20 protein-coding genes and 2 pseudogenes are annotated in these 20,311 nt (G+C 52.5%); 10 read left to right on the forward strand and 12 right to left on the reverse strand.

Going from position 1 to position 20,311, the window contains the following annotated elements:
* Window positions 1–35 precede the first annotated feature (35 nt).
* Window positions 36–935: a LysR family transcriptional regulator gene (locus tag ACR0DX_RS18350; protein ID WP_480846985.1), complete on the reverse strand. Its 900-nt coding sequence runs from the start codon at window positions 933–935 to the stop codon at window positions 36–38.
* 157 nt (window positions 936–1,092) lie between these two features.
* Here ACR0DX_RS18350 and ACR0DX_RS18355 point away from each other — a divergent pair, with 157 nt between their 5' ends.
* From ACR0DX_RS18355 to ACR0DX_RS18370, 4 genes and pseudogenes are all read left to right on the forward strand, one after another.
* On the forward strand, window positions 1,093–1,413 hold the full coding sequence (locus ACR0DX_RS18355) for a sulfatase-like hydrolase/transferase (protein WP_480846987.1): 321 nt from the start codon (window positions 1,093–1,095) through the stop codon (window positions 1,411–1,413).
* Window positions 1,414–1,450: 37 nt separating this feature from the next.
* Window positions 1,451–2,155, forward strand: a pseudogene (locus tag ACR0DX_RS18360) (sulfatase-like hydrolase/transferase); the annotation flags it as partial.
* A 33-nt stretch (window positions 2,156–2,188) separates the two neighbouring features.
* Complete coding sequence (locus tag ACR0DX_RS18365; RefSeq protein WP_480847022.1) at window positions 2,189–2,668, forward strand: hypothetical protein; 480 nt, start codon at window positions 2,189–2,191, stop codon at window positions 2,666–2,668.
* 76 nt (window positions 2,669–2,744) lie between these two features.
* Window positions 2,745–2,945, forward strand: a pseudogene (locus ACR0DX_RS18370) (integrase core domain-containing protein); the annotation flags it as partial.
* Window positions 2,946–3,167: 222 nt separating this feature from the next.
* Here the strand turns inward: ACR0DX_RS18370 and ACR0DX_RS18375 are convergent.
* From ACR0DX_RS18375 to ACR0DX_RS18385, 3 genes are all read right to left on the reverse strand, one after another.
* Window positions 3,168–3,407, reverse strand: a complete 240-nt coding sequence (locus tag ACR0DX_RS18375; RefSeq protein ID WP_170724733.1) for a hypothetical protein — start codon at window positions 3,405–3,407, stop codon at window positions 3,168–3,170.
* 125 nt (window positions 3,408–3,532) lie between these two features.
* Window positions 3,533–4,993: a catalase gene (locus tag ACR0DX_RS18380; protein ID WP_170356632.1), complete on the reverse strand. Its 1,461-nt coding sequence runs from the start codon at window positions 4,991–4,993 to the stop codon at window positions 3,533–3,535.
* A 221-nt stretch (window positions 4,994–5,214) separates the two neighbouring features.
* Window positions 5,215–5,586 (reverse strand): DDE-type integrase/transposase/recombinase, encoded by a 372-nt coding sequence (locus ACR0DX_RS18385; RefSeq protein ID WP_480846988.1) that lies wholly within the window; start codon window positions 5,584–5,586, stop codon window positions 5,215–5,217.
* A 236-nt stretch (window positions 5,587–5,822) separates the two neighbouring features.
* On the opposite strand from ACR0DX_RS18385, the gene ACR0DX_RS18390 reads away from it, so the two are divergent.
* The 4 genes from ACR0DX_RS18390 (at window position 5,823) to ACR0DX_RS18405 (ending at window position 9,081) form a co-directional block, all read left to right on the forward strand.
* The gene (locus ACR0DX_RS18390; protein WP_170356633.1) at window positions 5,823–6,470 is read left to right on the forward strand and encodes a hypothetical protein; all 648 of its coding nucleotides are present in this window, start codon (window positions 5,823–5,825) and stop codon (window positions 6,468–6,470) included.
* A 695-nt stretch (window positions 6,471–7,165) separates the two neighbouring features.
* Window positions 7,166–7,504, forward strand: a complete 339-nt coding sequence (locus ACR0DX_RS18395) for a hypothetical protein (protein ID WP_170356634.1) — start codon at window positions 7,166–7,168, stop codon at window positions 7,502–7,504.
* Window positions 7,497–8,723 carry an HlyD family secretion protein gene (locus ACR0DX_RS18400; RefSeq protein WP_170356635.1) on the forward strand — a complete coding sequence of 409 codons (1,227 nt, stop codon included), beginning with the start codon at window positions 7,497–7,499 and terminating at the stop codon, window positions 8,721–8,723. The genes ACR0DX_RS18395 and ACR0DX_RS18400 overlap by 8 nt, the downstream gene beginning before the upstream one ends.
* 31 nt (window positions 8,724–8,754) lie before the next feature.
* Window positions 8,755–9,081 carry a potassium channel family protein gene (locus ACR0DX_RS18405; protein ID WP_170356636.1) on the forward strand — a complete coding sequence of 109 codons (327 nt, stop codon included), beginning with the start codon at window positions 8,755–8,757 and terminating at the stop codon, window positions 9,079–9,081.
* A 98-nt stretch (window positions 9,082–9,179) separates the two neighbouring features.
* On the opposite strand, the gene ACR0DX_RS18410 is transcribed toward ACR0DX_RS18405, so the two are convergent.
* From ACR0DX_RS18410 to ACR0DX_RS18425, 4 genes are all read right to left on the reverse strand, one after another.
* Entirely contained in the window at window positions 9,180–9,614 is a 435-nt protein-coding gene (locus ACR0DX_RS18410; protein ID WP_170356637.1) for a c-type cytochrome, read from the reverse strand.
* An 11-nt stretch (window positions 9,615–9,625) separates the two neighbouring features.
* Window positions 9,626–10,492, reverse strand: coding sequence for a CopD family protein (locus ACR0DX_RS18415; protein ID WP_170356638.1), 867 nt, complete (start codon window positions 10,490–10,492; stop codon window positions 9,626–9,628).
* A gap of 2 nt (window positions 10,493–10,494) precedes the next feature.
* Window positions 10,495–10,836 carry a copper resistance CopC family protein gene (locus ACR0DX_RS18420; protein WP_480846994.1) on the reverse strand — a complete coding sequence of 114 codons (342 nt, stop codon included), beginning with the start codon at window positions 10,834–10,836 and terminating at the stop codon, window positions 10,495–10,497.
* A gap of 131 nt (window positions 10,837–10,967) precedes the next feature.
* Complete coding sequence (locus tag ACR0DX_RS18425) at window positions 10,968–11,681, reverse strand: DUF6629 family protein (RefSeq protein ID WP_170356639.1); 714 nt, start codon at window positions 11,679–11,681, stop codon at window positions 10,968–10,970.
* Window positions 11,682–12,729: 1,048 nt separating this feature from the next.
* Here ACR0DX_RS18425 and ACR0DX_RS18430 point away from each other — a divergent pair.
* The gene (locus ACR0DX_RS18430; protein ID WP_170402035.1) at window positions 12,730–13,260 is read left to right on the forward strand and encodes a hypothetical protein; all 531 of its coding nucleotides are present in this window, start codon (window positions 12,730–12,732) and stop codon (window positions 13,258–13,260) included.
* A gap of 394 nt (window positions 13,261–13,654) precedes the next feature.
* Here the strand turns inward: ACR0DX_RS18430 and ACR0DX_RS18435 are convergent, their stop codons facing one another.
* On the reverse strand, window positions 13,655–14,599 hold the full coding sequence (locus ACR0DX_RS18435; protein WP_170797863.1) for an aldo/keto reductase: 945 nt from the start codon (window positions 14,597–14,599) through the stop codon (window positions 13,655–13,657).
* Between the two features lie 653 nt (window positions 14,600–15,252).
* Here ACR0DX_RS18435 and ACR0DX_RS18440 point away from each other — a divergent pair.
* Entirely contained in the window at window positions 15,253–16,179 is a 927-nt protein-coding gene (locus ACR0DX_RS18440) for a sulfotransferase domain-containing protein (RefSeq protein WP_170576671.1), read from the forward strand.
* 345 nt (window positions 16,180–16,524) lie between these two features.
* Here the strand turns inward: ACR0DX_RS18440 and ACR0DX_RS18445 are convergent, their stop codons facing one another.
* From ACR0DX_RS18445 to ACR0DX_RS18455, 3 genes are read right to left on the reverse strand one after another with little or no spacing between them, the layout of a single operon-like run.
* Window positions 16,525–17,784, reverse strand: a complete 1,260-nt coding sequence (locus tag ACR0DX_RS18445; protein WP_480846998.1) for a HupE/UreJ family protein — start codon at window positions 17,782–17,784, stop codon at window positions 16,525–16,527.
* A gap of 4 nt (window positions 17,785–17,788) precedes the next feature.
* On the reverse strand, window positions 17,789–19,558 hold the full coding sequence (locus ACR0DX_RS18450; protein ID WP_170356839.1) for a hypothetical protein: 1,770 nt from the start codon (window positions 19,556–19,558) through the stop codon (window positions 17,789–17,791).
* Window positions 19,509–20,114 (reverse strand): hypothetical protein, encoded by a 606-nt coding sequence (locus tag ACR0DX_RS18455; protein ID WP_170356838.1) that lies wholly within the window; start codon window positions 20,112–20,114, stop codon window positions 19,509–19,511. Before ACR0DX_RS18455 ends, ACR0DX_RS18450 begins: the two co-directional genes overlap by 50 nt.
* Between the last annotated feature and the right edge of the window lie 197 nt (window positions 20,115–20,311).

The raw sequence follows: 20,311 nt of genomic DNA on the forward strand, positions 1-20,311 counted from the left end.
TGGGCGTTGCGGTGAGAGCACGGCAGGCTCTCCGATCATGCCCCATAACTAACAAGCTCGTTCCAAAATAATTCAACTGCGGCAGACGTGTTCTGCGACTTGCGCGCCGCACAGATGTTCCATGTCAAATTCTGTTTCATCGACACGGGTCTGACAGTCTTTGTGCGGATTAGTTCCGCGAACGTGTCCGGCATCCCTCCCACCACGAAGTCAGGCTCCGCCAACAGTCCGGTCAGGAGGTTGTAGTCGTCGCATTCGATATGCGGCTGTGAATTGACCTTTTCGACGGCCTCAACACCGCCACCAAGTGCCTTCGTCAAGGCAGCTTTCCAGTGTTTATGCAGATGCGGTGACGCAAAGGGAAAGTCGAAAATACCTGCCATGGTTTGCGGACCTCGCTGGTGAATCTCATGGTCTCGATGAGCGACGAATTGGATAGTTTGCTTCTCCATCACCATGATCTCGACGTCTTCGGCTTCGGGTGTGTAGGTCAGATCGCCGAGGAACACGTCGAATTCGCCCGCCTGCAATAAGTCAAGTGGACGCGCGTAGGCACTTACCAGAATTCGGAAACGCAGGTCAGGTATCGCCCGTCGCACGACGCGTAAGACAGGCAGGATCAAAGTTCTTGTGGTGAGCGGCCCACACCCAATTAGCAAAGTGCCCAGCCCGGATTCACGCAATCCAGCCACGCGAGTTGCATAGCGGTCAAGATCTTCGCGCAGCGCCTTAGCGATAGGCAGAAACTCCTGCCCCGCGCGTGTCAACGTGCTGCTGTTGCGGCTGCGATGGAATAATATAAGGCCCGTGTGATCCTCAGCTTGCCCGACATAGCGGGACAAGGACGCGTTCGAGACACCCATCACACGAGCCGCATTTTGAAAGCTGCCGGTTTCCGCCAATACCAGAAAGGCGGTCAATGCGTTTTCGTTCATCGTGCAGCCAATTTCATTTCAAGTTTCGTGTTTTAGATTTCACAATATGAAATCATGGTAAAGCTCTGTTGCGACAAGAAAGTCTCAATCGTTATCCCTGATGGACCCTTCGATATTTCCACCATCGAGATCTTTTTCTAAGTCCACAGAGGTGACAATGTTCGCTCTTAGATCTATTGCGGTATCCGCCACGCTGGCCACGGCGACGGTCTGTGCCTTGCCAGTATTGGCCGAAACCGATCAGCCCAATATTCTTGTCATCATGGCCGACGATGTCGGCTGGGCCAGTCTTGGCAGCTATCATCAGGTTGTGAAAAGCATCCAAACCCCCAATCTTGATCAACTGGCCGCCGAGGGTATGCGTCTGACGGATTACTATGCGCAGCCAAGCTGCACTGCCGGGCGATCCGCCTTCATCACCGGACAGTTGCCGGTACGTACCGGAATGCACACGGTCGGCCTGCCCCGGAGACCCTGAAAAAGGTCTGAGCGAGGATGATCCAACCCTGGCCAATATGCTGAAGTCTCTGGGCTATAAGACCGGGCAATTTGGCAAGAACCACCTGGGAGATATGAATAAATTCCTGCCGACGGTGAAAGGTTTTGATGAATATTGGGGCTGGCTCTATCATCTGAACGCGATGGAATACACATCCGATCCAGACTGACCTAAGGACCAGAACTTCAACGATACATTTGGCCCTCGGAACATCATTCATGCCTATGCCACGGATACAGTCGATGAAGCGGTAGATCCGCGTTGGGGTTTGGTTGGCAAACAACGCATCATCGACGATGGCCCAGCCCCGCCCGAGCGGCAAAAGACGCTGGACGACGAAGTGACAGCCCACACGCTGGACTTCATCAACCGCGCAGTCGACAGCGAAACGCCGTTCTTTGTCTGGATGGCCCCGGCGCGCGCGCACGTCTGGACGCATCTGAGCCCCGAATACGAGGCCATGCTGGGTGACGGGCGCGGCCTGCAGGACGTCGTGATGAAAGAGCTGGACGACAACGTGGGCAAAGTCATGGCGCGACTGGAAGAATTGGGCGTCTCGGACAACACTATTGTTGTCTTTACGTCTGACAACGGACCGGAAACCATGACCTGGCCGGACGGTGGAACAACGCCGTTCCATGGCGAAAAGGGCACAACCTGGGAAGGCGGCTTCCGCGTCCCCGGCATCATTCGCTGGCCCGGTAAAGTTCCTGCCGGAACTGTGAGCAACGGTATTTTTGCCGGTCTTGACTGGATGCCCACCCTTGTTGCCGCTGCTGGCGGGCCCGATGATCTGACCGGTTCATTGCTGGAGGGTTACGAGGGCTATCAGGTGCACCTGGATGGGTACAACCAACTGTCGTTCCTAACTGGTGAGGGGGAGAGTAACCGGGAAGAGATCATCTACTATGAGGGCCCCGATCTGCAAGCCGTGCGCCATGGCGATTGGAAAGCACATTTTACGATCCAGACCGAAGGTTGGGCAGGGCCAAAAGAGGAGCTGAACGCCCCTTTGCTGTTCAACCTGCGGCGCGATCCCTACGAAAAAGCGGCCGAAGAGTCGGGGATGTATACACGGTGGATGGGCAACAAAATGTGGGCCTTTGGTCCTGCTGCCAAAATCGTCCAAAACCACCTATCTACGTTCAAGGACTATCCTCCGCGGGGTTCGGACATAACCAATCAGTCTCACGTTGAAGAACAGATTTCGACCGAAGGCGGGATGTCACAGTAGAAATCAATTCTCGGGAGGCACTAGTCGTTGCCTCCCGATCCTTACAAGAACTCGCGGGAAACACCTGCTGACTGAGGGCCGCTTCCTTGATAACATCTTTGTCGAGCGGCTCCGGTGGTCGTTGAAATTCGAATGCGTCTACCTGCACGTCTGGGAGACCGGATCGGATGCAAAAGCGGGCGTTGAGAAATGGATCGAGTTTTACAACCAAAAGCGTCCTCATTCCGCTCTTGGCGGCAAGCCACCAGCCGTGATCTATTGGCTGCGAAAGGAATAAAACCAAACCAATCATCAGGAGCAAAAAGTAGCTTAATCTACGCCGCAGACTGTCCAATAATTGGGGGGAAGCTCAAAGTTCTGCGATGCGGTAAGCAAGAATTTGTGTGCACAAGGTGTGTCAAGTCTCGGACGAAAGCCCGAGGAGCATGTCGGCAGAGCGGTCCGCAGCAACTAGAAAGACTAGCTGACGGACACAATTAGCTCTGCCCTCAAGTCGCGCCTACAGTGTTTTCTTATAGAACTCAGTGTAGTCAGCATCGTACACGGGTTTCTCAACTGGTAGATTCAAAGCCGCGCGCAATTTATTGGCAATATGGCGTCGCGACCAGTTGACGGCAGCAAGCCCCGAGCCATGATCGCTTTCAAGCTCCTCAATCAGAGTTGCAACTTGATGGTACAAGTCATCCTTCGGCGTATCAAACGCTAGCGCGGCTGCCGGGACAGCTGCGGTTAAGGTCATTCCGGACCCCGCTGCCAAAAGGGTGCGGCGGTTTATTGAAAGACGGTCGTGAGAGTTTGTCATAGAGAAAGTCCTGAAATTTGTGAAAAAGCCCGACTGCGTAGCGCACGCCGGGCCGGGTGTCGTTACAGGTCTGCAACATCGCCGAGATTGATTCCCAACGCGTCCGCGATGCCCTGCGCATAGGCCGGATCGGCCCTATGACAGTTACGGATGTGACGGTGCTTGATCTCGATACGAGCCGGAGCGATGGCTCGCGCAGTGTTGTCAAACAGCTGTTGTTTCTGATCTGCAGTCATCAATTGAAACAAGGCACGGGGTTGCGAGTAGTAGTCTTCATCCTCGCGATGGTTCCAGTGATCGGCCTGACCCTCAAGCGACAAGGGCGGTTCGGAAAAATCGGGCTGTTCTTGCCACTCTTCGAACATGTTCGGTTCATAACCCAGAGTAGACCCATAGTTGCCGTCGACCCGCATCGCGCCATCGCGGTGATAAGAATGGAAAGGACAACGCGGCGCGTTGACCGGAATTTGCGAATGGTTCACGCTCAGCCGGTAGCGAGCTGCGTCACCATAGGAAAACAGCCTCCCCTGCAACATTTTATCCGGTGAGAAACCGATGCCTGGCACTACGCTGGAAGGCGCGAACGAGGCCTGCTCAACCTCCGCATAATAGTTTTCGGGGTTCCGGTTCAGCTCGAGCTCACCAACTTCGATCAGAGGATAGTCCGCCTTGGGCCAGATTTTGGTCAGATCGAACGGATTGATGTGATAGCTGCCAGCTTCTTTCTCGGGCATGATTTGCACAAACATCGTCCACTTCGGAAAATTGCCCTGCTCGATGTTGTCATACAAGTCACGCTGATGGCTTTCACGGTCTGCAGCGACGATTTCAGCGGCATCGGCATCGGTCAGGTTCTTAATCCCTTGCGCGCTTTTGAAGTGGAACTTGACCCAGAAGCGTTCGTTGTCTGCATTGATCAGGCTGAATGTGTGGCTACCAAAACCGTCCATGTGCCGATAGGTTGCGGGTAGGCCGCGATCCGACATCACAATGGTGACCTGATGCAGGGCTTCAGGTAGGTTAGTCCAAAAATCCCAGTTGTTGTCTGCACTACGCATGTTTGTGCGCGGGTCTCGTTTGACCGCGTGGTTAAGGTCGGGAAATTTCAGCGGATCGCGCAAAAAGAAGACCGGGGTGTTGTTGCCGACAAGATCCCAATTGCCTTCATCAGTATAGAATTTCATGGCAAAGCCACGAATGTCTCGCTCAGCATCTGCCGCTCCGCGCTCACCCGCTACGGTTGAAAATCGAACGAACATCTCAGTCTCTTTTCCGATTTTGGAAAAGATGTTGGCGCGAGTGAACTTAGTGATGTCATGGGTTACCTTAAACGTTCCGTACGCTCCGGAACCTTTGGCGTGCATGCGGCGTTCCGGAATCACTTCGCGGTCAAAATGTGCCATTTTTTCAAGAAACCACACATCCTGCAGCAACGCGGGGCCGCGACGACCTGCTGTCATGATGTTTTGGTTGTCAGGGACCGGGGCCCCGAATGCGGTGGTTAACTTAGGTTTCTTAGCCATTCACTTTCTCCTCTATTTGTGCGTCGAAGCTATCGTCAGGGAAAATTTTGTGAACCAGGCTAAATTCAACTTATGGTCGCATTTTAAACACGTGTTAGGGATCAAATTGTGTAAAAATATTTTTGAATAAAAGTCCAAAATGTAGCTTACTTACAGGCCGACGAAGGGGACTGTTGCATTAATCTATTTGGTCTGGATTTGCGCGGGCGAGCGTCGATGAACTACGCGGCTTCGAATAGCTTTGCGGTGAACTGGAGCTCTCCAAGAATGCCTGATTGTTTGTGACGAATGTGGCCTTGTTTGAGGGTCTCCAGGCCGCTTAGGGTCGCTTTGGCCGTTCGCAAAGAGCGAAAGCTTTGGCGGTATCCAAACAGTCTTTTCATGGCGGCATGATAACTCTCGATCAGATTGTTTCGCCACTTTCGGTCGATGTGCCGAATGCGGTCAAAATGCGGATCATAACGATGATTGATTTCGCGAACGACACGCCGATACTGTCCACCTTGGTGTGGACAAAGCCGGGTGAGGCTGCCCTGACGCTTTGGATGGTTATGATTGCAGCGGGACAAACGTTCCCGTGTTAAGCGAGTCATTTGTTTCGTCTGCCGCTCACACACCTACGATCGGAGCTAACTGACGGGTTGCGATGCTAGCACGGGCATTGAGAAGGACACCGTTCCCTCAAGGGCAACTGGAGCTTACACGGCGGGGTCTTCCAGACTTCTGGTAGCGGCAATGTCCGCGCAGCCCGAGAGAACCAGCGTGTCACATACTTGTCATATTTGTGCGTTAGCCAAAAACTGAAAAAGATAAAACACAGGAGGCTCCGATGACCTCTCTCAATATTCAGCTATGGGAGCTGATTAAGACGCACAAGATGCCTGATGATGCTGCAGGCAAACCGTTCATTGAACAACTGATGGACGAATACCGCATCTCTCTCGATACCGCCAAAGTAGCGATCGCCGAATATCAAAAATTCATGTATCTTTGTGCTACACGGCACGAGCGTAATGTGCCCTCGAAGGCGGTGGATTTGGTGTGGCATTTGCATATGCAGCACAGTCGCGACTATTGGAATGTCTTTTGCAAGAAGCTGGGCAAGCCCGTGCACCACAATCCTGGTAGCCTGGGCGCGCAACATCTGGATGACTACAAAGCCACCGTCAAAGCCTATTCGGCCCTGTTCGGAACGCCCCCAAAAGGGATCTGGAGACGAAAAGACAGGCTTGGAACTTTTCTGATGTTGATCTTCTTGGCGGTGTTCATTTGCATCGGCGGTATCTCCATCATGCAAAGTGACAATCTACTATTGGGAGTGCTTTGGCTGACTGTACCGGTCGTTTGTTTTGTGATCGCCCTCAACAGCCTGACCTCGACAAGTGAACTCACGCTGATATTTGAAAGTGGCGACCCGTTTGCCGACGACGATGCAGGTGATTGTGGTTCGGGCGATGGCGGTGGTTGCAGCGATTGAGCCGTAAGTCGTGCATGCTGGTTACGGTTGCTCAGGGTCGTAGTACGCTCAAAGAATGACAAACTCGCCCTTGATCGGTTTAGCCTAAAATCCCAATCCGATCCGCGAGGCCGCAAATCATGCGCAGAACGACCAGCGCAAGATTGACAAAAAATCTCAAATATCAAACCTGCAACGATGCGATCCCAGCCAATTGATACAGCCGGGCCGATAGAGGGTGATGAAAATCTTGTGCCAGGTGCGACACGCCGCGTCAGCCTGAAAATGGAAGAAACACGCAGATTTATGGAAGAACTATGAAGGATTTTCCAGTTAGGCTTTGGTGGAGCCTAGGGGAAACGCCGCCGAACGCCTAATTCACTGATAGTAAACACTATTGTAGTGTGTTGGTTTGCAGTGTGTCTCACCTTAGTGTCACTCTCCAATATGCACAACCTCTTCCGCCAAACTGTGCACATCAAAGCGTGCAAACCTCTTTACTGCCCTGCTTGGTCTACTATTCAGACCTACTGCTTTTTCCATATTGAAGTGTTGCGAACGATGTGGAGCGGTTGTGTACAGGTCTGCTCGGCAACTACCTTATTCACGCCGTACTAAGTCGTATCAAAGCCACTTCGCTATCTGCAGCGAGATTGGTCTTTTTGATTTCAATCAGTTATATTCGAATGTGATCACTTGGATTTTTGGGGGTACAGGTGAACAGTTCTATTTCTGATGAGGCGATGGCGAGGCTCCCATTCTGGGTAACACCTCCGGGGGAGACAGACGGGTTTCTGATCGTTGTCGGATTGGTTCTAGTCATAGTGCTGCTGGGTTTTGGTGCACTCTACTTCACCGTACAGGCCATTCCAGACCGCATGGCAGCAGGCGCTCATAAGGTCCAAATGCAGTTGGTCGGTGTGCTTGGGTTGATCTCTCTCTTCACCCTGAACAACGCTTTCTGGATCGCGGCTATTTTGATTGCTGCCGTGCCGTTGCATGAAATCTTTCCACTCAAGACCGAAGTAGACGTCTCGGAGAGCGACGATGCTTGAGTTGGTCTTCTCTGCACTAATCACAATCGTCCCGGACTATCTGTATCGCCGCTACAAGCAAGGCAAGCGTTGGGGGCACGAAATAACCCTGTTCAATGTCTGGTACGAATTGCGGTGGGGTTTGACCGCCTGTGCAATATTGGCTGTGACGCTGATCACGGTGATCTTCTATTTCCACCCCTCAACGCGGAATGTCTCTGCGGCGTTTCGCACAGTTACCATTCTGTCGGATCGTGCGGGGCGGGTCGCGGAAGTCTACGTTGCCAACAATGAAGACGTTTTAGCTGGCGAGGCCATTTTCCGACTGGACACCACACGGCAGGAGGCGGCAGCGCAAACGGCTCAGCGTCGTATTGAAGAGATTGAGGCGGCCTTGGGCCTGACCGCAACGGAAGTCGCGAGCGCCACCGCTCGGGTGGAGGCGACGGAAGCTGACCTTGCACAGGCTACGAGCGATTTGGAGCGACGTCTGGAGCTGGCGGAACGAAACAACACCGTTGTTAGTGAGCAGGAACTGGAACGCTTGCAAACAGCATTGTCCGGCGCGGAAAGTCAGCGTGCTGCCGCTACGGCCACGCTGGATGGTGCCAAATTGCGCCAAACCACTCTTCTACCTGCGCAGCTTGAAACTGCACGTGCGGTTCTGAGCGAGTCGGAGAACGAGATATCAAAATCCACTGTGTTTGCCGAGGTGGATGGGACCGTAACTCAGTTCCTCCTTAAGCCGGGCGATATCGTTAACCCAATTCTACGCCCTGCCGGGATTTTAGTGCCTGAGGTCACGGGACAGGGGCGTTTTATCGCTGCTTTTGGTCAGATTTCTGCCAGTGTACTAAAGCCGGGTATGCTGGTGGAAATTACCTGCGCGTCTAAACCGTTGACCATCGTCCCGATGGTTGTGGATGACGTGCAAGGGGCGATTGCTGCGGGGCAGTTCCGACCGGGTGATGCGCTGCTGGATCAGCAGGATCGAGCGCGACCCGGTACAGTTACAGCGTTCCTAGCACCTATTTTTCCAGAGCATCTTGATAGCATCCCGCCCGGTAGTGCGTGCGTGGGCGTTGCGTATACGAGCCGAGCAAAGGAAATAGACGCTGGTGAGATCACCGGCCTGCCGGCCTTCATTGCAAGGATTGTGGATGGCATGGGTATAGCAAATGCAATTGTCTTGCGTGCGCAAGCCATCCTGCTTCCGGTGAAGACATTGGTATTCAATTAGGCCCCAACCGGCAGAGAGGTAGAGTTTCGCTATGGGTTGCGACGCCAGCTACATTTGCACGTTTCTATCGGTTTTCTTCTACGACCTAATCTACCTGTCACCCATAATTGTGTTTTTATTGGTTCTGGTTAGCACACTGGGGATATCGATTGGCAAGATCGAAGGCTGGTCAACTGGATCGAGCCTCTACCATGCGTTTATAAACGCTACCACGGTAGGTTACGGCGACATTAAACCTGAGAAACCTGCGAGCCGGGCTTTGGCCGTTATAAACGCATTTGTTGGGCTGATCTTTGCCGGAATTATTGTCGGTATAGGCGTCCATGCCGTCGAGACCGCGATGACGGCAGAGTTCTAATTTTTTAGGCTGAACTAGTCGATTGAGATTGCGCATCCGCACATTGCCGCTGGCGTAAGGTAGCGAGTGTAATGTCGGCAAACTGGGCCTACAGCCTTCTACTGGTGCGGAAGGTTGCGGCTGGCCTGCATTTGCTGAACATCGTCGGGCCAAGTGGAGCGTATGTAGGCCAGCACGTCCCATATGTCTTCGTCAGTCAGGGTGCCTTCAAAGCCGGGCATGCCACTGTTGAAGTCTTTAATACCACGTGCTGCCAATGCGTCTGCTCCACCTTGTTTGGTATACTCAAACAGTAGCTGGTTGTCATGGTGCCATGTGTGCCCTGTCACGTCATGTGGTGGTGCAGGTAACACTCCGTCATCGTTGGGTGTTTGCCAGTTGGGTTGGCCTTCCAGATTAACTCCATGGCATGAGGCACAGTGCTCTGCGTAGAGTTCCTGCCCATTCGCAAGGTCTCTGTCTATCAACTCATGATCTGCAGCGACGCTAGTACCAATACTGCATATAGCGAGTGTACACAGGTGTTTGTTCATTTCTGCCTACCTTAACTCGGAAGCGTTAGTACGCTCGTGAGTGTTGCCGTTGTCGCCAGAACCGCTAATACGACTATTGTCTCAACCTCGATAGATCGGGCGAGGTGACGCGCTGCCTTTGCTTCTCCACTTTGCATGGCGGGAACAAATCGAAGCTTGTTGGCAGCGGCGAGGATCAACAACAGCCCTGCAAGGAACACTTTGAACAACAGTGCCTGCCCGTAGCCAGTGAACAAGAGCCCTTGGAGATTGCCCACAAGTAGCCAAGCCATCCATAGGCCAACACCGATCAAGGCCGGTACAACCAATGCGGCAGTTTGCCCAAACCTATGACCTAGTTCAGCAGCATCCGTGAGGTGTTCAGGCATGAGAGCCATACTCCGTAGCGGGCTAAAGATGCCCGCCCAGAAGGCTACACAAAGCAGGTGCAACAGGAGTAAGATTTGGACGCCAACACTCTCGAGTTCGGGTACGTGCCCGATCTGTGCAAAGGACCACAAAGCCGCTGTGCCACCCAACAGTGCGATCCATTGACCAAAGCGAGGAACAGACAGCCCCACAAGGATCATCACTGCGCCGATAAGGCGGTAGACAAGGGCGTCGCCCACGGATGTCTGCCAAAGCAGACCAAGCATCTCTGGATCGACCATGCCGTCAACTCCGCCTGTTAAGGCGGCTCCACGAAGCATGAAACCAACAACCGTTGCGGCGAGAGCGAGCCACCCTAAGGCCCTAGCTTGGCGCTTTATCCCGAGGTTTATCGGTGCGACAACGCCGGAATAGAGGCAACTAACAATTACAAGCCCGGTGGACCCCGCAAAGCCGATGTAGAGCCCCAGCTTTGCGAAGACTGCGGCAATACCCCAAATATCTGGCATGCTCATTCCACGGTAAAGGAAAACTCGCCCTGCATCGCATGGCCGTCTTCACCTAAGCCTCGCCATTCAATGACATAGGTGCCCGTTCCATTGCTCGGCAGTGGGATCGTGAACTCCTGACCAAAACTTGTCTGCTCGCCCAAATCTAGGCTTACGGTCGAGTGTTCTTCATGGGCCAGCTCTATCCGTGTCAGCCGGATGTCCTTAGAGAAGTTGAGGCCAATTTCAGCGGGCACAGTGGTTATTGTGGCTCCGTCGGCAGGGGTTGTTTCTTCGACCTTGGAATGCGCCAGCACGCCGCTGGGAAGAGCAACCATGAGTGCGAGCGTTATGATCTTTTTCACGGTCCAGTCCTCAATTTATCCCGTTGGCACGTTGAATTTCACGAATGTACGCGATCACCGGATAGGTTCGTAGTTTCCGCAGCAAACTGAGACTGGTTCGAATTGGTCTGACAGCACCCGCAATACGTCCGTCAGACAATGGCCCGGAGATCATCACTCTGCTCCTCTAAGTATTGTACAGTCTTACCTCGAAGAACGTCATATGAAATGACGATGCTGCAAAGCGCAGCGAAGAAACACCACACCGAAGGTAGAACAAACAATTCATAACCGAAGAGCGTGACCAAAAACGACGCTGTAAGCGCTAGGCCAAACTTGAAAGCGGTGGGGTTCGATGAGGCTGCTAGCGCAGTACATGCAGTAAAGAAGTAAATGTATTGGATGTTTGGGATAAGGGTCATACCTTGTAGGTACAAAATATGCCCTCCCCATTCATCGCTAGAGGTGGGAAGTACGGGGTGATTGATTGCGTTCAACATAAGGTAAGTTCCCACAGCCAAACCACCAATGATAAGTCCACCGAATAAGTGTTTACGCCACTTTCGCTTTTCGATCAGAAAACCTGCAGTTGGGCCAGCAACAGGCCAATAGAAAAACGCGAAAAAAATGAAGCCATAGTTTACTATCGTTAAAAGTCTCAAAGACAATTGGTCGGATATCCCGAGCCAGACCAAACCCTCAAGACTTTGTTGTAAACCGAAAACTAACGGAAAAGATGACAGGAATATTAGGCCACACCCCAACTTCTGTCTGCACGCAGAAATCATGGTAGCTGCACCGGCAACGGACAATATTCCCCCCGCGACAAAACTTGCCGTAGCTGAAAAGCACATCTTTAACTCCATTCAGTACATATATCTTTAGCCAGCATCATATGTCGGTGATTGTAGCAGCCAAGCTTTTCATCTCACTATAGGCACACAAGGTCGGCTTTTAGCGGCCTTTTGACTTTGCAGATTAAGAATTTGGTATTCCGGAAACAGCGGCAGCATTGGGAATGTCGGTTCAAACCCTGCAATCCGGGTTGCGAAATGCGGGCACAAACCTGTCGGATACTCGGCAGGAAAGGGATTGCACCTTCCAGTTCCTGAACTATCAGGGTCATGCCCGAACGTTCTATATGCTTTGCTATCGTGTCGCCGCACACTGCAAGACGCCGTGCCAGAGTACCGGCCTCTTTAGGGCATCTAGTACGCAACGACACCCGAAGGGTCCTACGTGTGGTGCTTGGTCTAGTGCGGGGTTTTGGAGTTGTGTCGGGCAGTGGCCAACGAAAGTAGTAGATGCCGTGTCTGGACAGTGAGAGATGCGCATGCAGCTTCATTTTGTGTCACACCTGTGTGTCACACCGCTCTAATGCTTGCTATCTAGTTGTATTGTTAGGTTTTGGTGGAGCCTAGGGCCACCATACCCTCATTGAAAACGCTGCGTTTTCCGCCAGCTGGGACATCTCGCCCCCACATAAAACCCCACATATTACTGAATTCTCCTGACTTCAACTGCTGTCAATTGGGCTAATGAAACCAATTTGGCAGTCCAAAACCTTGATGTCGCGCGGTGCTATCACCTTCATCCAGACAACTTGGCCAACGTGCGTTCAACATTGAGGAATGGAAATTGAGAATTGAGTGGGAGCATCCTAGGTGGTTTGCATGTCTTGTAACTAAGGAATTGAGCGTTGAGCATGTGATGCCAGATGGCCTTGGAGGCATCCTCACGTCTTGATTTCTTTGTGAGAATGCAACAGCCGATTTGGTTTTTCACTTAAAGGAGCGGAACACCTCGCTCTCGAACTCCGTAACCCACGGGTCAATCAGAAGACAGTGACAAGAACGCAAAGTTAAGCTATTATGTCAGTATTATTGACGTATAAATGACGAGATTGACGGTTCTATGCCGCATGACGAGCAACAAGCTAAACGCGGCCCGGATGGCAAGTTCCTGCCCGGGCACAAACCGCCAAAGTCAACCGGCCGACCGCGGGGCGCAAATGGCATTAAAGCACGCGCAGCACGGCTTGCGGGCGAACGGCTTGAAGAGATGCTCGGGCGCGCCACTGATGTAATTTCCGACGAGCTTGATAACGGCAATCCAACCGTAGCCCAATGGCTCGTTGATCGGGTTCGGCCTCCTACACGCTCTGACTTCGTTCAATTGGCTGACAGGAACAAATTGAGCTCAATTGAAGATATCCTCGTCGCTTCAGAGCGGACCACAACTGCAGCATCGCGGGGCGAAATCAGCTTGCAACAGGCAAGGCTTCTTCAGGATGTTCTGGGTCGTCACGCCCAGCTCAAAGGGCTTGAAGAACTGTCCGCACTCCGTGCGGAGGTCGAGGAAATGCGACGTACGGATAGAACGACCGCCGCAATTGATAAGTCACTACTACCAAAATGGGGCCGCCTGAGCGAGGAACAAAAATGAAGAGAGGGTCATGGACAGACAACGGAGGAATGGCTGGAACTCGCCTGCCCATTTCTGATAGCACCGCCATCAAGGCTGCACTAAAAGCCGCAATCGAAGCGGCTGATAGGTTAGAGATATCAATTCGGCATTCTGAAAAGATAGGTGCTCTACCTCCAAACCTAATGTCTGGTCAGCGTGAACTCTACGAGGCAAGACGACTACTGGCTTCGGGTATCGCGCACCTAGGAGAAAAGCGTTATTAGCAACACTTGTACGAACTGAAGCAAGAAGACGCATCTCCCGCTTCAGTAAAATTTTCCGCGAAGGAGACGTTCAAGCAAGTTGCAGCGAATGTCTGCTTCGAGCCCAAAGCGGTCAATTGGAAGAATAGTATTCTATCTTCAAATCGACTCTATACTTCTGGGTCGCTCGAAGTTTTATCGAGCTCAGCGAGTTCCTCCCAAACGCCTTCAGGGATGGACCACTCTGCCCATTCCATCGCCTGTTGAACATGCTGAGGCCACGTAACTCCGCAAATCGTCGAAGTGATATCTTCGTCTTTTAACGAGTATTGCAAGGCTGCAGCACCGACTGGAACATCGTAATGACCGCATATCTCTTCGACTGCACGTATTGGCGCAAGTATTTCATCATCTGCTGGTCGATAAACGTAGAAGCGGTGAATCGCGCTGCCTCGGGCCAATACACCTCCTGAAAAAGGTGCTGCGTTCAACATCGAACAGCCCCGTGATTTTGCGAATTCAATCAGAGGTGCCGCATTGTTATTTACCAGCGTGTGCCTGTTGTGTGTCAGGACTACGTCAAAATCCCAACCCTCCAAAATTGGCATCATCAAATCGACACGTCCCGCAGCAATTCCAACGGCCTTTGCCAAACCTTCGTCCTTGATACGAAACAACTCTTCAATCGCGCCACCGCTTTCTTTGACCTCCGATAAGTCGCTGGCGTATTCGACATCATGGATGTGGAGAATATCAACGCTGTCGACACCGAGAGCTCTAAGGCTTTCCTCAAATGATTTTCGTGCTTGGAATGCATCGAACGCGCCGGTTTCCAGATTCCTGTCGACTTTGGTGGAGAGGACTCGTCCCCCCGGCCACCCGCCAAGCTCACGAATGACTTTCCCGATGCGCTCTTCACTTCGGCCCATGGCATAGCAACGCGACGTGTCCAAGAATGCATTTGGCTGCGAAAGAATTGCCCGAATGGTACTAATCGCTCGGTTTTCGTCGACTTCATAACCATAGATTTCCGGAATACTGCCCAAGCCTGTAGACCCAAACCCGACCCGAGGGACCCGTATCCCAGTCTGACCAATCTCGCGTAACTCCGCCATGCCATCCTCCCACTAGGTTCTGGAAATTTGCAAATGCTGCGCGATTAAATTCTTAGAAACAAGTCAGTATTGCTGCCGGGGTCTCTCTTGGGAGGCGCTGCAATCGTTCATGCAGTCCTACTATGAAGCTTTTCTGCAAAATGGCAGCTTTGTCCGCCTAGCAGTCGTTGAGTGAAACTCACTTAACATCGGCACCAAGGCCGGAGCGTTCGTTGAAAAATGGAATTTAGCAATTTTCATCTCGATAGAAAGCCCCACCAAGTTTGACCAGCAATCAGCCGGGGACCAGCAAAATCGCTTAAACTTGGATGGGGCTGAGTGCTGGTGGTGCAACACCTGTTATCGAAGTAGGCCAAACTATTTAGAAGGCAAAACAACTGCTGCGAACTAGTTGACCACCATTGCACACCCGGACCTCCAAATGAGACATGCGATGTGAGTTAGCGAATGACCGCACCGAGCACGCTCCGGTACTTTCATTTTTAAAGCTGGTTGGCACGAAAAAAAAGTTGTTCGTCCCCCGTCTTGTTTGGGCCATCGCGCATGGATCTGAGTGGTCCTGGTGCACGGGATTTGGAAAAGTCCGCTTTTGCGGGGTAAGTTGGTGGTTTAGTCCTCTCGACCGAAGGGAGGCCAATGAGAGGTCAATCATAATGAACGACGTCCCAGAAGACGGCGCCCCACCTTCAGGGCCACCTTGGATAGCCCCGGAAATTCAACAAAAGATCGCTTGGAGGGACGGTGATGTAGTGATTTCTGTTCCAATTAAAAGCGGGACAACCTGGACAATGAACATCGTTCATCAGTTGTTGACGGGCGGGACTGATGATTTTCGAGACGTCTACGAAGAGGTGCCTTGGATTGAGTTTTTGGCCTTCCCAGGGCAGCCCCAAGAAGCCGTGGTTGAACGGGTAACAGCCATGCCAACCAACACGCGCCGCGCTTTCAAGACGCATTCGCCGCCACCTGCGGTGCCGTTTCAGAGCGTCGGGTCGGGCACCGACGTCAAATATGTCGTAATCATGCGAAATCCGGAGGAGGCCCTCGTTTCATTCAGGCCATTCCTGAACAAGCACTCGGACGCATGGTATGAACTCTGGGGCGTGCCAAGAGAAGCCCTTTGTCGACCCGACTTTCCAACCTTCTATTCTGATGTGATTGACGCCAACGGTATGCAAGGCGCGATCTTTGGCTTTCTCGCCGCGTGGTGGCCGCTCCGGAATGAACCAAACGTTTTGTTCCTGCACTTCTCTGACATGAAGAGTGACCACCAAGGATCAATCCGAAAGATTGCCGAATTCATCGGTGAAGAGTTGACCGAAGAACAATGGGCTAATGTGCTGGAGTTTACATCCTTCCCATGGATGAAAGCGAATGAGGGAAAGTTTGAAGGGCGTACGGCCTCAGAGATCCCAATCCTTAATTCCGGAGCCATGATCCGCAAGGGCGCCGTTGGCGAGGCAAGAATGGATGGAATGACGGAGGAGATTTCCCGGCACCTGCGCGAAGTTGGTGGCCAGATTTGTCCTGAGCCCGCCGCCATCAAATGGGTTTACGAGGGAGGCACTTTACCCAATTAAGTCGCACATGTGCGGCGAAGCAAATACGGAAGAACTGGCAAAACTAAGGACCAATGGGCAGGTTTCTGACAGTCTGCTTTGTCCGCAACTCGGACCTCCGCATAGTCATTTTCGCTGCGTTTGGGCTGAACGTCTGCTTTTCTCACTGCTGCACGGCTAACCATTTTGGCGTTCGCGTTGCTGCACTTGCGAACTTTAGCGCAGGACCGCTTCCGGTTTGGGCTCCATGCGGTCGTTCGCTGCACCTTGCTTGACCGTCTACTTTGCGGACAAAGTTGACGTTCAACAATTCCAATTGAAGGTCCGCTTACTGTACAAATCAGCGCAAGATTAACGTAACAAGTGTCAGAGAAAAAACTCTGCCCGCTCCACTACCCAAACCATAGCTACCAGACTTGCACATGCGGCAACTACCGCACGAGAACCGATCCAGATACGGCCTGGTTGTTTTCGCAACAACAGCACCAATGGCCAAACCAATAGAACGATCATGACTTGTCCTGCCTCTACTCCAACATTGAAGGCCAACAAGCTGTGCCAAACGTTCGGCGCATCAACACGTAGAATTTGGTGCAACATGAAAGAGAACCCAAACCCGTGTAGCAACCCAATGCCCGACGTGATGGCAAATGCCTTCAGATCGCCGTGTCCTTTCTCTGGCGGCCAAACAGCCATTGCAGCGGCGTAGATTATCGAAAGTGCTATTGCCAATTCGACAGTTGGGATGAACCATGCTCCGCTCGGCGCGAAGCCAAAAAATCCCAAAATCAGAGTCACCGTGTGGCCCAAGGTAAAGCCTGTGACGCGGGCGAGAAGGCTGTGCAAGTTCAAGGCACCGATGATCATGCAAAGCACAAAAAGAACATGATCGGGACCTTCCAAAATATGCCGAATTCCCTCAACAAAAAAGGTCGAAGCGGCTGCGGTCGCTGATCCGGAGACATCAACCGGGGAATGCATTAGACCCCGTGCGCGAAATGTCCGAACATCTTGCCCATTGTAGTCGAGGATCAGGTTTGCCGTTTCTTCTTGTCCAGGAAGCCCCGGATCAGAAGTGTAAGACAAACTGTAGGCACCTACCTCTCCCGTAGGAAAGCGCAGATGTACGTCCACCATCACCTCGCCTACATAAATTTCTTCAGGCGTTGGGAAATTGTCTCTTTGCGCAAGTGCCGAACGCGCCTCATTAAGCGTGGCAAATCCAGGTTCTTGCCCCAACGGGTGTAATGCTATCGAAACTATTTCTGCTATTTGTCGGCGACCGCCGATAGATAGCGAAAAGCCGTTTTCAGCAATACGAGCCAAACCGGGCGGGTCTTTGTGAAATGCGGCCTGATCCAGGTAGTGCATGAGCACACCATCTTCGATCTGATTGTATGTGTACGGAGCGGGATCGGGCAAACCGTCCGAACCTTCGGGACCGACCAGTTCCGCGACCAAATAGGGCATCGGAAGGCGTAAGTAGACATCTAACCCATCTTCTGAGTGAGCCACATGATGAATACGTACATTTTGGTTGAGATTGAAATGGGACTCTGCTCTGCCCGCGCACAAAAGGATTGTGGCAAACAAGAACATGGCAAAAAACAACCTTACCTCAACCACAGATTTACCCTCCTGTCCTGGCGCTGATAATCGTCAGGTCATCAAGCATCCAATGGTCGCCATGCCGCGAAACGTCTAGCAAGCCACGATAAGAAACCGTTTGCCTATGCAGGTGCCCCCAGTGGCCTCCGCTTACGCGGGCTGTCCAACTGGCGAGGGCCTGATGCTGATTTCTTTCTTCGCCGGGCGTGAAACTTTCGACACTCAGTTCGGAAATTGCGTCGATGCGAGCCATGGCGCCAGAGGGCAAGGTAACTGATAAACCACGACGCATTTCTGCTTGAACCTTGTCGCGATTGATTGCTTCGACATAAGGCTCCATCGCCGCCACGGAATTATCATCTTGCGTCTCAAGCATCGTGGTCCCGATGTTGGTTAACAGCCCTTCCACGATTTGACGCGTCGCGATTTCATCCGGCTCGGGCGCCGTCGACGGGTTGCCTAGGAAATACGTGACAATCGCAGCGGCACCGAATGCCCCGGTCAGGCCAAGCAAGACCAGACGCTGAACGTTTGCACGCTGCCACGAAAAATAGGCGCATATCAAACATATGAATACTAAGGCGAGCGCAAACGATGGAACCTGAGTTACGCCAGCGACGTTGACGATAACCGGGCTGGTCTTTGGGTTGGTCCAAGTTGTCAGGTAATTGTTCCAACTTACAACAGGATCGGATGCATAAATCTGCGAGGGGACCGCCCCTGCCGGATCTGAAAGGGTGATCGGAATAACATCCAGACCAACTGGGAAAAGCTCCCATGCCAGATCAACTCGGTTCGGCAAAGTCGAAACCGGATAGGCAAGGACGACGCCCAGTAACATTGTCTTTCGGTTTGCCTCGGCTTGATCCGGAAGAACACGCAAACCTTCGGCACCAACTTTGATACGCGAGACCTGCACCGTTTCCGGTTTCATCGGCTTGCCGTCGACGGCGAGAGGGTTTCTCGTCTCAAAAAAGTCCGACACGCTAGACTTGATCCTGGCGACATCATCTGTGGTCAGTCGGTCAGCATCGCCGAAGCCCAAGTTCACCAAAGTCTCAAGGTCTTTCAAACGCAATATGACCTCGTGCCGGACGACACGCGGTTCCATGGCCAGAAACGACATCATCGGAGATTTGTGGTGGCGGGTGAGGTTTGGATTCTCAAACTTGCTAAACCAAGGGTCTTCCCAGTCCGGCAGCATTGTTTCAGCCTGCGACAGATAGCGATAATCTGTCACTGGAACGCCCATATGCTCGGCCACAACGCCAAGTGAAGCCAAGGGAATCCCGTCTGGACTTAGTGGGGGAATGAACGTGATCTGTTCCGGCTTGCCATTGAACGGAAACTCCATGTCCACGTAGACGACATTTTCGCTACGCGGTCGCGGTCGATACAGAGCGCTCGCTGCCGTTTGCCGAGAAATTCTGGGGCGCACATCAATCGTATTCGTTGTGCTGATCAGTTTCTCTTCGTCTGCCCAGATCTGAAGGTTTTGCCCCGTACGCCCAGCCAGTGACGTTCCCGAACCATCATCTGGAATGACGAATATGGGATAGTCGTTTAAATCGACCTCAAGGAGAACCCGCACATGATCAGGCTGCACCGAAAGCTCAACAAAGTTCGGCGCCGTTTCCCCGCCATAGGGGGACACGAGGTCCGCAATCGATTGGCTTGCCCCAAACGCAAGACTCGCAAGTACTGAGCCCAACCGAACCCATGTTTTGCTGCTTTCGCCAAGCTTAGAAATGAAACGCGACGGCAGCATAGATACCATTCTGGTCCACATCATAGGCAAACTCCCCATCCGAACGGTCGGTGGAAAAGTCGATTCCATAGAACTGATAACCAAACCGCAGGGACGTGTTTTCCCAGCCTTTCCAGTCAAACCCAGCCACAACCAGGTATTGCAGGTCATCGCCATTCACACCGAAACCACTCAGTTCAGCCCGGCTGGCGAAATTCCATTTGTCGTTGATTTCCGAGATATATCGAAGTGCGATCATTGGTTCGAGCCATTCTTCTGTCCCACCCAACGTCATACCTGGGCCGGGGCCCGCTAAGTCGATTTCCTGTTTGATCCGGTTCCACTGAACCCCAATTGCGGCATCCGCTGCATAGCGTTGGCCTGAGGCATTTACTCCGTTCGCAAACCGGTAAGCGCCCTGCACGTTGGCGAAGGTCTGCCGGACATCAACATCAACGTCCACCCTACCACCGGGTAGAGTTCCATCTCCGCCAAGCTTTACGTAGTAAACTTCAGAAATGATCCCGAAGTCGCCGTTCCAGCCCTCGTAACGTACTGAAGCAGCGCCTTGCAGCACGTCCAGCACCTCGCTCAAGTTCAAGTCGAAATCGACGCTTGTTCCATCTATAGTTGATGTGCCCGTCGTGCGGAGCGGAAGGAACAAATAGGGCGTGATTGAGTGTCGCCAACCGCCTTTATCCTCTTCAGAACGTGCAAGTGACTGGGCGTTTGCTGCGTGGGATATGGCGGCAAGCAGCCATCCAACGCAGACCAAATAGCGAAAAATCAATGAGGTAT

This window comes from Ruegeria sp. D3, from assembly GCF_056534465.1.